Annotated in this window: 10 protein-coding genes and 2 pseudogenes; 9 read left to right on the top strand and 3 right to left on the bottom strand. The window is 61.2% G+C overall.

Annotated elements, in window-relative coordinates; all coding sequences use genetic code 11:
* Positions 1-135 precede the first annotated feature (135 nt).
* The 5 genes and pseudogenes from WJ12_RS36970 to WJ12_RS35485 form a co-directional block, all read left to right on the top strand.
* Positions 136-331: pseudogene (locus WJ12_RS36970) on the top strand (IS3 family transposase); the annotation flags it as partial.
* Positions 332-634: 303 nt separating this feature from the next.
* On the top strand, positions 635-1,312 hold the full coding sequence (locus WJ12_RS29065) for a YfdX family protein (protein ID WP_034187967.1): 678 nt from the start codon (positions 635-637) through the stop codon (positions 1,310-1,312).
* 6 nt (positions 1,313-1,318) lie between these two features.
* Entirely contained in the window at positions 1,319-1,579 is a 261-nt protein-coding gene (locus WJ12_RS29060) for a GlsB/YeaQ/YmgE family stress response membrane protein (protein ID WP_034187966.1), read from the top strand.
* Between the two features lie 605 nt (positions 1,580-2,184).
* Positions 2,185-2,406: pseudogene (locus WJ12_RS37215) on the top strand (methyl-accepting chemotaxis protein); the annotation flags it as partial.
* 135 nt (positions 2,407-2,541) lie between these two features.
* Complete coding sequence (locus WJ12_RS35485; protein ID WP_226103998.1) at positions 2,542-3,510, top strand: alpha/beta hydrolase family protein; 969 nt, start codon at positions 2,542-2,544, stop codon at positions 3,508-3,510.
* A 518-nt stretch (positions 3,511-4,028) separates the two neighbouring features.
* Here WJ12_RS35485 and WJ12_RS29055 read toward each other — a convergent pair.
* Together WJ12_RS29055 and WJ12_RS29050 are read right to left on the bottom strand one after the other, a co-directional pair.
* Complete coding sequence (locus tag WJ12_RS29055; protein ID WP_059556722.1) at positions 4,029-5,213, bottom strand: GGDEF domain-containing protein; 1,185 nt, start codon at positions 5,211-5,213, stop codon at positions 4,029-4,031.
* Positions 5,214-5,722: 509 nt separating this feature from the next.
* Positions 5,723-6,115, bottom strand: a complete 393-nt coding sequence (locus WJ12_RS29050; protein ID WP_059556678.1) for a tautomerase family protein — start codon at positions 6,113-6,115, stop codon at positions 5,723-5,725.
* A gap of 99 nt (positions 6,116-6,214) precedes the next feature.
* Between WJ12_RS29050 and WJ12_RS29045 the strand changes: the two genes are divergently transcribed.
* A complete protein-coding gene (locus WJ12_RS29045) occupies positions 6,215-7,123 on the top strand; it encodes a LysR family transcriptional regulator (RefSeq protein ID WP_034187963.1) in 909 nt (302 codons plus the stop codon).
* A gap of 133 nt (positions 7,124-7,256) precedes the next feature.
* Complete coding sequence (locus tag WJ12_RS29040) at positions 7,257-7,652, top strand: tautomerase family protein (protein WP_034188006.1); 396 nt, start codon at positions 7,257-7,259, stop codon at positions 7,650-7,652.
* Between the two features lie 105 nt (positions 7,653-7,757).
* On the opposite strand, the gene WJ12_RS29035 is transcribed toward WJ12_RS29040, so the two are convergent.
* Positions 7,758-8,705, bottom strand: coding sequence for a GlxA family transcriptional regulator (locus tag WJ12_RS29035; protein WP_059556677.1), 948 nt, complete (start codon positions 8,703-8,705; stop codon positions 7,758-7,760).
* Positions 8,706-9,214: 509 nt separating this feature from the next.
* Between WJ12_RS29035 and WJ12_RS29030 the strand changes: the two genes are divergently transcribed.
* Together WJ12_RS29030 and WJ12_RS29025 are read left to right on the top strand one after the other, a co-directional pair.
* A complete protein-coding gene (locus WJ12_RS29030; protein WP_059556676.1) occupies positions 9,215-10,024 on the top strand; it encodes an SDR family NAD(P)-dependent oxidoreductase in 810 nt (269 codons plus the stop codon).
* 31 nt (positions 10,025-10,055) lie between these two features.
* The gene (locus WJ12_RS29025; RefSeq protein ID WP_226103999.1) at positions 10,056-10,937 is read left to right on the top strand and encodes a type 1 glutamine amidotransferase domain-containing protein; all 882 of its coding nucleotides are present in this window, start codon (positions 10,056-10,058) and stop codon (positions 10,935-10,937) included.
* Positions 10,938-11,219 lie beyond the last annotated feature (282 nt).

Raw genomic sequence — 11,219 nt, 5'->3', positions numbered from 1 at the left:
TATCTGAATGGTACATAAACGTTTTATTTTCGTCCTGTGCGCAATCGTTTGCGTATGTGCGCGATCAATAAAAAGCAATGCGGTCCCGCGTCCGCACCGGCACGCCGCGCGTGTGGAAGTTCCACCTCGGCAAGTTTGCGCGAGCAGCGTAGCGAACATTCGTCGACGCGAGCGGCGGTCGAGTCAATGGCGCCGATGATGGGCTGTACGGCGCAGACGCCGCTAGCATTGGGCAAACCAGGTCGATCATGGCGATCGTGATGGCGTGACCACTGACGAACGCGAACGGCTGAAGGCCGTGGAGCGCAACGTTAATGGGACGAGGGAGTCTGTCAGTTCCATTTTTTCAGGCCGGCCTCGGTAAAGATCTCGTCAGGATGGAACATGCTCCGCGCATCCACCGGGACATGACGCCCTCCATTCTGCGGAATCCGAATCAACTCATGTGTTGATTTCCATCGAGAGGCTCCCACTGCGCGCCAGATGGGTTGGTGAAATCTCGTGTTGACCGCCAGGGTTAAGTTTCTTTTAAGTCCGCCTTCGTATCTTGTGTTCAGGGCGCGTGAATGATGCAACTGCGTGATGTCCAGTCCGCCCTACGGGAACAACAACGATCAGAGAAGGAGAATTCGACATGTCCACCCTGAACAGAAAGAAAGTAGCCTTCTGCGTGATGTCGGTCGCATTGCTGGTCTGCGGTACTGTGCCTGCCGGCTATGCGGTCGCGGCCGTCACCCAGGCAAAGGCCGTCAACCAGGATTTCACGAAACTGTCGCATGCCGGGAATCGGGCCATGATTGACGTCATGATTGCCCGATCTGCGCTCTTCGACGGCCATCCTGAGGCGGCCACCCATCTGCTGGCCGACGCCAAGACGGCCATGCAGGCGGCGAAGTCCGACAACTCGGCCTTCATGAAGGCCGAATCGACGCTGAGCGACGCCGCCGGTGCACACGCCAACACGGCTACGAGCAATCAGGCTACGGCATGGCTGCCGGTCGGCGGTGACATGACCGTACTGGATGACTTTACCGCCCAGCCGGTCAAGGCCAAGGCAGTCGCCAACGCCAACGCGGCCTTGAAGAAGGGGGACCGCGAAGGGGCGATCAAGGCGCTGAAACTTGCTGACGTCAATGTCGCCTATACCGTCGACGTCGTTCCACTCGACCAAACCGCCGAGCGTATCGATCAGGCGTCGGCACTGCTGAACGCGGGCAAGTATTACGAAGCAGGTGTCGTCCTGCACCACGTGCAGGACAGCCAGCGCTTCGATCAACTCGATATTAATGCCGTGCCGGCCACCCGCGGATAAACCATCGTGAGCGATACCTCCCATAGCCTGCTGACGTGGATTCTCATCGGCGGTGCGTCAGGCTGCTTTGCCGGGGTGGTCTGGCGTGGACGCCCGTACCAGATCATTCGCGATATCGTTCTGGGCGTCATGGGCGCATGCGTGGTCTCAGGTATTGCTCATGTCCTAGATTTATCGGTAGCCAACAGCGTGTTTCTCGACATTGTCACCTCCACGGCGGGTGCGCTCGTCGCACTCGCCGCAATGCGTCAATTGCGCAAGACCTAGTCTGACGCGCAAGCGGCTGATACGCTCGATACACCGATTGTCGTCGCGCGCCGCGCTGCAACCGACGATCGTCAGGCAACTGAGGATGTTACAGGGCGAGAATCCTGCATGCGCCTTCAAGTTCCCCTCCTAAAAGTACGCGCGCGGCGTTTGTAGAGGTGGCTCCGGCATTTTCTGCTGTGCGCCCCGCGGCATCGGAATCGCGCGTCCGGAGCCGCACGCAGATCGCCGATGACGGCCCCACGCGATGGAGCACGGGGTTCCCAATGCCGTCGATCACGAGTTCCCTTCCGCAAGTTTGCATTTTGTCGTAAACAACTTGTATGGACCATTCATCATCGCCTCGGGAACCTCTATGAGAAATAGGTAAGGATCTAGCCGCCTGACTATCGGATTCGGGTTATTGACGGTCCTACCGGTGGCAATCGCCGTGACCGCGTTTTACGGAATGTGGCAATTGAACCATCAACTTGACGCTATTACGCGAGTAAGCAATACGGAAGCACGGTTGGCAAACCCACTATGCTCATCAATACAGGATCGCGCAATCGCCATCCGGAATCTGGCGTTGCTCACTGCCCAGCAAGATATGGCACAGGAAGCCGACGGCATTCCTTGCGCTCAACGCAGCGGTCGACGCGGCGCGTGCGGATGAGCAGGGACGAGGCGTCGCGGTTGTCGCAGGTGAAGTCCGAACCTTGGCACAACGAAGTGCGGTAGCGGCGAAGGAAATCAACGAGCTCATCGGAACATCGGTATCTCACGTCGCTGCGGGTTCAAATCCGGTTTCGAACGCTGGAGCGACAATGGAGGAGATCGTCCGATCGTAAGCGATCGATAAACGACGCCCCTCGGTCATCAAACGTGTAAGAACGCTCTGATATCCTTCGCCTCTCATTCTGGTTGACCAGGGGAGTAGTGACATGCGTTGGATAGTGCCTCTCGTACTGGCGATCGTATGTATGTCCGCGCTGGCTGATCCGGCCGCTTTTAACGCAGGGATAATCCGGCTCACGGGGGTGAACGAAGCTGCCCCTTTCAACACGGTGATCTTTTACCCTACGCGTGAGCGCGAGGTTCCGTGGCAAGCGGGCCCGTTCACTGTTGAGGCGACGCGCGATGCTTCGCCTGTACCGGATGGCCGTTTCCCCGTTGTATTGATTTCACATGGACGAGGCGGCGGTCCCTTCAGCCACCGTGAATTGGCCACAACTCTGGCTCGCGCCGGATTTATCGTCGTCTTGCCGACGCACGTTGGGGACGCTTCAGGCTATCCCCGAGCGCCGTCCCAAGCCCAGATTCTGATTGATCGCCCCCGGCAGGCAGAGGCCGCGCTCAATGCAGTCCTCGCGGATCCACGGTTTTCCGCGAGCGCCGATGTCGGCCGAATTGGCATGATCGGATACTCAGCCGGTGGCTACACTGCGCTGATTCTGGCCGGAGCGAAACCCGATTTTGCGTATGCCGGTGCGTACTGCGCAGATCACGATGATCCGGGATCGTGTCCGCGTCCAGCAACCAGCAATGGTGCGCACGGCACCCAAGGCAAAGCGGCCGTACCCGCTGACCTGGTAGCTTGGCAACCGCCCGTTGATCGCCGCCTGAAGGCCTTGGTGCTGATGGATCCGCTGGCGATGATGTTCGAGGCATCTGGCTTGTCCGCCGTGCGCGTACCGACGATGCTCTATCGACCGCGGGACGACAGCTATCTTGGTTCTGCGAGAAACGCTCTTGGAGTTGTGTCAGGCTTGCCCACACCGCCCGCAGTCCACATCGTGCCAGGCAACCACTTCGTTTTCATTGATCCTTGTCCGGCCTCGGTCGCGGCCAGTGCGGCACTGATTTGTCAGGATGCGCCCGGGATCGATCGTGTGGGGATTCATCGCCAGATCGACCATGAGGTCGTGGACTTCCTACGCGCAAATCTATAAGTCATCCAGACTGAGCTGACCTGCTCCAGGGAAGCAACGCGGCGTGGTCGATGGCCGACCAAGCGGAAAGCCTGAAAGCGGCAGTGTCTATCTTCAAAGTCGACTAGTAGCCACGGCCGATTCCGTTGCCTTGGCCCATTCACGGTGGCTGAGGGGACCGCCGCCTCGCCCGTGTGAAATCAATACAACGGGGAAGCGGCCATCCGGTACAGGCGAAGCATCGCGCGTCGCCTCAACGGTGACCGGGCCCGCTTGCCACGGAACCTCACGCTCACTCGTAAGGGTAAAAGATCACCGGATTGAAAGCGGCAGAGCCGGATTACCCCTGCGTTAAAAGCGGCCGAATCAGCCAGCGCGGAACGCGTACATACGATCGCCAGTACGAGAGGCACTATCCAACGCATGTCACTGCTCCTGGTCAGCCAGAATGAGAGGCGAAAGCTATTAGAGCGTTCTTGCGCGTTTGATGACCGAGGGGCGTCGTTTATCGATCGCTCATAGTTGACTTATTCGCGATGCTACGCACGTGCGGTCTCGTCGCGCTCTTGTCCTCGGGCGTGATGAACCAGCTGACTGCCACCTTGGGACTTGGCCAGATATAGTGCTTGATCTGCAGCTGCGAGCAGATCGGTGAGTGCAATCATCTCCGAATTCGATGTCGCCAGGCCAATGCTGACGGTTGCTTGAATTCGATGACCGTCGGCGCTGTGAACCATCCTGGCAAACTGGCTCGCAATGATTTCTCCGACTGTTTTCGCGCGATGGCTATCGTGGTCAGGAAGCAGGGCAGCAAATTCTTCACCGCCGATGCGCGCCAGAATCGTATTCGCGTCGGTACTGGCGCGAACCACGCTCGCGAACGACCTCAATACCTCGTCGCCGGCCTTGTGACCATAGCGATCGTTAATTCTCTTGAAGTGGTCGAGATCAAACGCAAGGAGCGTGACGGGGCGTCGACGTATTGCGCAATCGTCGATCACTCGCTCTCCCTCTTCAAAAAACAGCCTGCGATTTCCCAGGCGGGTCAAGTAATCCGTACGGGACTCTTGCAGGAGTTCGCCATGAACTTCCTCCCGGGTGAGCCGGAGTAGCGTCATCGGCAAAATGACGGAATAGAGGACACCCTCGTACATCGTGATTTTGCTCGAAATTGACAATGCTTGCGTCCCAAAAATCGAGACCAGCCATGGCAGGACAATGGCTCTGGCAGCGTAGAACAATGCATGGATTCCCGTCACCGCCACAGCGACGCGTCGAGATTGAACGGCCGGCATCGCGTCACGTCGTGTCAGTTCGAGGGTTGTCATTGCGGAAACGAGCGCGATGGGTATCGCGCTGGCATAGAGCCATACTGCGGCCTGCCAGCGCGCACCGGCCGCCGCCCATGTGAGCCCCATCAAGAGAAGCAGACCGATCGAGCTTGCGAGATGCCGCCGGCCGTTGAACATTGCCACAGCGTGCAAAACCAGGAGATAGCCGCCCAGAATCACGAGATTGCTTATAGCAGCGCCAGCGGAGCCCAGCAGTTCAAGCCGAAACGCAGCCACCGCGCAACCGACCCCTAGCGTCGCATAGCCGGCCGCCAGCATTCGCAGTTCGTTGCTGCGCTTGGGATGCGATACGTGCTCCCAATATGTCATGGCGGAACTGGCCAACAAGGTTCCGATCGCTAAAAGGTAGAGGGTAGCAAGATCGACTTTCATCGTCGTTATAAAGCACGTCGCCGCCACGACGAGGAAGAGGTTGCCGACAAACCTGCAATAACGGCAGATACTAACAATTCTTGAGAATAGACGGGGAAATGGCGATCCTTACGTTTCAAAAACTGTTCTGACCTCCTGTTCTTGCAAGTTCAATCGCAGTACTTTGCGGCGCAGCCAACAGAACGTTGAGTCAAATTTGTGCCGCCAAGCCGCTTGACTGACCCTGAAACGGGTTGGATTCGCTTTCGGGGATGACGTTTCGATTCGATGGCCGGGAATTGGGTTCGTCTCGATCGAGGAGGGAACGGCGAAACCATCGCGCTGGCGTTGCCGGTGATCACGCCCGGTTCGACCCTATCCCCGGCACACCCGGTCGTGCTCCCGCCAGTAGGCCGTCTCGCCGCCGATACCGGCGACACGGTCGGCTGGCCGCTCGGCGTGATGTCGGCAAAGCGCATCGTGACCGACCGTCCGATGGCGCGAGTGACGCAGGAGTTGGGGCGGCGGAGTTACGCCTTCGGCGCGTATTGCATCTCGCCGTTGCCGAACGACCAGTCTTCGCGCGCGACGTCAACGAGGCTGATCCACACATCTTCCTTGCGCACGCCGGCCTTCGCGTGGATGCCGTCCGCAACGGCGCGGTAGAAGGCCTTCTTCACGTCGATCGTGCGCCCCGCGTTCCAGGTGACCTGGATAAACACGATGCCGGACGTGTAAGTCACGCCCAGATATCCGTCGGCCGGATAGACGAGCTCGTCCGGCGCATGGCGCGAAATGATCTGGAACTTGTCGTTCTCCGGGACGTTGGCGATCGTGGTCATCGCTTCGTAGACCGTGTCGCTGACAGCCTTGACGCCTTCGGGCGATGCGTCTTTCGACAGATTGATTCGTACGAGGGGCATTTCATTCTCCGTGGACTGGTGTGCGATTGCGGTTGAGAGTAGGCTAGTGCACAAGTTTCCACAAACGAATGTTTTTCATTGAAATGTTGACGAATCGGAATGATGATTGAAGAACTGAAATCGTTCATCGCGGTAGTCGACGCGGCTTCGCTGACCCGCGCGGCCGATCAGCTGTGCGTGTCGCAATCGACGATATCGAAGCGCATACAGCGGCTCGAGGAGGGGCTGGGCGCCACGTTGTTCGACAGAAACGCCAAGCCGCCGCGGCCGACGGCGCTTGCCAGCCGGGTCTACGAACAGGCCGTGCCGGTTCTGCGCGCGTTGAACCAGCTTCACGACATTGCCCGGGAAGATTCTCCGCCGTCGGGGACGCTGCGCTTCGGCTTGCCGCAGGCCGTCGCGGATATCGTGCTGTTCGACGCCGTCATGACCATGAAGGCGCGGTTTCCTGCGCTGGACGTGAGGTTGCTTACCGACTGGAGCGTCGGTTTGCAGCGCATGGTCGAAAACGGATCGCTCGACGTCGCGTTGCTGATGTTGCCGGCGGGGGCTTCGCTGCCGGAGGACTTCGGCTGCAGCCTCGTCACGAGATTCGATGTGAAGGTGGTGCAGAGCGCGTCGAAGCCGGTCGTCGATGCTCGCGCGACGGTGGAAGCGCTGTCCGCCCACGGGTGGATACTCAACCCTGACGGCTGCGGCTATCGCGCCGCGCTCGAGCGTGCGATGGCCAATCGGGGGCAGCGCTTTCGATTGAGCATCGACACCTATGGAACCGACATGCAACTCAGGCTCGTGGCCAGCGGGCTCGGGCTTGGCCTCGTGCCGACGGACGTGTTGCGCGCGAGCCCGTGGCGTTCGCAGCTCAGCGTCGTCGAGGTCGGCGGCTTTGCGCTGGCGCTGGACGTGTGGCTCGTGTTTCCGCGCGCGCTAGGCAATCTGCGGCGCGCGGTCGATGTGCTCGCGGAGTCGGTGGCGGCCTCCTTCGAGCAACAGGCCATTGGGCAGTAGCGACGCGCTGTGTCCGGAATCATTGCTTATCCGACATGGCGAGGGCGGCGAGCCGGGTGCCAGAATCGGCTGGCAGCCTACGCACAGGCCGATGCCGCACGAGTTCGATCAATCACCTGGAATCCTGACCACCATGCCCTATCTGCAACTGGACGTGAACGACCACTATTCGGTGGAAGCCAAGCAATTGCTCGCCGCCAGAATGAGCGAGACCTATGCGCGGATGATGTCGGTCGATATTCGGCGTATCAGCGTCGCGATCCGGGAACTGGGGCAAGGCGGTGTCTGGCGCATTGCCGAGGCGGGCAAAGCGCCGGTCCCGGTCGCCGTGATGATGCTGGATATCCGGCGGGGGCGCCCGCCCGAGCAGCGCATGGAAGTGGCGCAGGCGCTTTGCGCGCACTGCGTGGAGATTCTCGGCCTGCGTGAGGACCGGCTCAATGTCGAATTCACGCAGCATTCCGGCGACGAGATGTACCACCCGGCGCTGGGCGGTTACAGCCCGGAGTGGGGCCCCGGCGAGCAATAGATCGTCCGCTTGCACGGCTGGCTGCCTGCAGACCTGCTGGTGGTCGGGCGCTCGGGGTTTGGGCAGGCAAGACCGCGCAAACCTCGCCTATTGGTTCAACAAGTCCTAGTTCACGAGCGGCGCGACTCCCGAGGCTCGCTGGATGGTCTGCGGGGGTTGCCCGAACGCGCGCAGAAACGCTTGGCGCATGCGCTCGCGGTCGCCGAATCCGGTTTCTCTCGCAATGATTTCGATCGGGTGGCGCGTCGTTTCCATCATCAGGCGCGCGGCCTCGACGCGCAGCCGCTCGACCGCCTTGGCGGGGGATTGCCCCGTCTCCTCCCGGAACACGCGGCTGAATTGGCGCGGGCTCAAACGTGCCGCCTCCGCCAGTCGTTCCACCGACAGATCGCTCGCCAGGTTTTCGCTCGCATAGGTCAGCGCCATTCGCACGCGGTCCGATCGCGCGTCCAGTTCCAGCAACGTCGAGAATTGCGACTGCCCGCCGCCGCGCCGTTGGTACAGCACGAGCTTGCGCGCGACCATGCGCGCCGTTTCCAGCCCGAAGTCGCTTTCGACGATCGCGAGCGCGAGATCCACCCCGGCGCTCATTCCGGCCGAAGTCCAGACCTGGCCGTCCACGACGAAGATGCGGTCTTCGTCGAGCTGCACGTCCGGATATTGTTTCCTGAAATCCCGCGCGTGATACCAGTGCGTCGTGGCCCGTTTCCCGTCGAGGAGGCCGGCGGCCGCGAGGACGAAGGCGCCCGTGCATATCGACGCAATGCGCCGCGAGTGGAAGGGCGCGCGACGCAGGAAGTCCACCAGCCTCGCCGACGGAAGCCGGCATTCGTTGTCGCCGGCGACGATCAGCGTGTCATAGCCGTCGTTGGCCAGTGGCTCGGTGTTGACCGAAAACCCCTGCGACGACACGACCGCTCCACCGTGCTCGGACACGATCCGGAACTGGTACACCGCCTCGCCGCGGAGCAGATTCGCGTACTCGAACACGCTCGCCACCGCGAGCGCGAGCGACTGGAAATTTGGGTAAACAACGAGTCCTACGGTGTGCATGATGTCCGCCAGGTGGATGGCCTGATTAATTGAATCTAGCATAAAACGGACATCGCCGCGGGCTGCGGTGGCGCTTCACTCATGCCCTTGTGCGCGGCCCGATCCGGGGCTGCCGCGCTTTCGCCGGCATGCCCGTCGATGTCGTCGAGGCGCCGCCCGATGGCGTGGCGCAACGGACTGCGCGACCGTTTCGGGCATCGCGCGACGCGCGTTTCGTGTGGCCTCGATTCAATCAGGATGCCTATCTTCACCGGTTTTCCCCCCTGTCTTTTTCCAGGTTCGTCCTGTCGGCCGTCTTCGGAGGGGGCAAGGCGCCGCGCGGCACCCTCTGCAGGGCCGATTTTGGGTAACCGGGCGTCTCTTGCAAAGGACGAATCCGCAAGGTTTCCGGTCAATGCATCGATGGCAGAAATCATTGCATCTATGACATTGAGGATGAGCGTGGTCGAAGCCAGAATTCATTCCACGAACCGACACCCGGTCGGCTCAATCCACGGAAAGGAAAAGACATGAGCACTTCCACGAAAGGCACCGCGCTGATCACCGGCGCATCGGCCGGCATCGGCGCCATTTACGCGGACCGCCTCGCCAAACGCGGCTACGACCTCATTCTGGTGGCGCGTAATCAGGATCGTCTGAATACGCTGGCGGGTCGCCTTACGGCCGAAACCGGCCGCTCGGTCGAGACCGTTGCCGCCGATCTGAACGACAAGGCCGCGCTCGCGAAGATCGAAGGCATTCTGCGCGAGGACAGCAGCATCACGATGCTGGTGAACAACGCGGGAATTGGCTCGGTCGCGTCGATTCTCAACGGCGACGTCGACACGATGGAGTCGATGATCAATCTGAACATCACCGCGCTCACCCGCCTGACTTACGCCGTCGCCCCGGTGTTCGCCGGCAAGGGCACGGGCACCATCGTCAACATCGGCTCCGTCGTTGGCATTGCGGTCGAACTGCTCAACGGCGTGTACAGCGCGTCGAAGTCGTACGTGCTGAGCTTTGGTCACGCCCTTCAACGCGACCTGGCGGACAAGGGCGTGCGCGTGCAGACGGTGCTGCCCGCGGCGACGGCGACCGAGTTCTGGGATGTGGCCGGCTACGCGAAGCAGAAGGAGGCGGCCAGCACGATGACGGCCGACGACCTGGTGGATGCCGCGCTCGCGGGCCTCGATCAGGGCGAGCTCGTGACGATCCCGACGCTGCACGACGGCGACGGCTGGACGCAATGGGAAGCGGCCCGCCGCGCACTCACGCCGAAATTCGCGAACGCCAAGGCCGCTCCGCGCTACGCGGCGGATGCCAAGGCCGGCGCTTGAACCGGCTCACTCATTTTTTCGGAAGGGTTTGATGATGAACATCCTCAAGATCGGTGCTGCCGTACTCGCCACGTCGGCCGCGTTTGCATCGCCGGTGGGCGCGTCGGCGCAGTCGCGCGGCAAGGTGCTGGTTGTCATGTCGAGCGCTCACGCGCTCGATCTGCGCGATGGCAAGACATATTCGACCGGTTATTACCTCAACGAATTCGTCGTGCCGTACCGCAAGCTCGTCGAGGCGGGCTACGAGCCGGTGATCGCCAATCCGAATGGCGACATGCCGGTGATGGACGCGAACTCGAACAACAAGCTGTTTTTCGGCGGAGACGATGCCGCGCGCGCGGATGCACTGAAATATGCGCAAGGTATCGCGCAACTGAAGCATCCGAAGACGCTCGCGTCCGTCGTCTCCGAGGGGACCGACGGTTATGTCGGCCTGTTTATCCCCGGCGGCCATGCGCCGATGGTCGACCTGCTCAAGGACCGGAATCTCGGCAAGATCCTGGTCAGCTTCCATGACAGCGGCCGTCCCACCGGGATCATCTGTCACGGGCCGATTGTGTTGTTGTCGACGCTGCACGATCCGGATGCCTTCGTTGCATCGATGACCGCCAACGACGGCAAGGCGAATGCCTTCGCGGCCGGCTGGCCGTATGCCGGTTACCGGATGACCGTCTTCTCGACGGGCGAGGAGCAGCAGCTCGAAGGTCCGAACGGGCTCGGTGGCAACGTGCCGTTCTATCCGGTGAACGCGCTGGCCGAAGCCGGCGCCCACGTCGATACGGTGGCGAACTGGCACGGCAATGTCATCGTCGATCGCGAGCTGATCACGGGGCAGCAGCCGATGTCGGCGCCGGAATTCGGCGACGTCCTCGTGGCGAAACTGACGGCCCGCGCGAACGGAGTTCGTCCGTGACGGCAGCGGCCGGGCGTTATTGCGCCCGGCCGCTTCGATTTCGCTGCCGACTCGACATGGACCGGGCAGTGGGCGGCATTTGACGCAGGCGAGCCGGTGGCGATGGATCTCGGGTATCGCGGCGCCCTTGCCGTCCCGGCGTCGAGGACGACTGCCCCGGACGTCAGGGTTCTGGATTGGTATCGCGCCGGCACGCGGCGATTTTGAAATGGCATACTACGACACCGATCTAGCGGGGCATGACGTTGCATTTCGGCAGATGATTGGCATCCTGCAGTGCAC

The sequence above is a fragment of the Burkholderia seminalis genome (genome assembly GCF_001718535.1).
Classification (GTDB): Bacteria; Pseudomonadota; Gammaproteobacteria; order Burkholderiales; family Burkholderiaceae; genus Burkholderia; species Burkholderia seminalis.
The sequence above is the reverse complement of the archived record's forward strand: the minus strand, read 5'-3'. Positions and strand labels throughout refer to the sequence as shown.

Coding starts and splice junctions, on each gene's coding strand:
- WJ12_RS29065 (WP_034187967.1), top strand. CDS start 635: ATGTCCACCCTGAACAGAAAGAAAGTAGCCTTCTGCGTGATGTCGGTC.
- WJ12_RS35485 (WP_226103998.1), top strand. CDS start 2,542: ATGTCCGCGCTGGCTGATCCGGCCGCTTTTAACGCAGGGATAATCCGG.
- WJ12_RS29055 (WP_059556722.1), bottom strand. CDS start 5,213: ATGAAAGTCGATCTTGCTACCCTCTACCTTTTAGCGATCGGAACCTTG.
- WJ12_RS29050 (WP_059556678.1), bottom strand. CDS start 6,115: ATGCCCCTCGTACGAATCAATCTGTCGAAAGACGCATCGCCCGAAGGC.
- WJ12_RS29045 (WP_034187963.1), top strand. CDS start 6,215: ATGATGATTGAAGAACTGAAATCGTTCATCGCGGTAGTCGACGCGGCT.
- WJ12_RS29040 (WP_034188006.1), top strand. CDS start 7,257: ATGCCCTATCTGCAACTGGACGTGAACGACCACTATTCGGTGGAAGCC.
- WJ12_RS29035 (WP_059556677.1), bottom strand. CDS start 8,705: ATGCACACCGTAGGACTCGTTGTTTACCCAAATTTCCAGTCGCTCGCG.
- WJ12_RS29030 (WP_059556676.1), top strand. CDS start 9,215: ATGAGCACTTCCACGAAAGGCACCGCGCTGATCACCGGCGCATCGGCC.
- WJ12_RS29025 (WP_226103999.1), top strand. CDS start 10,056: ATGATGAACATCCTCAAGATCGGTGCTGCCGTACTCGCCACGTCGGCC.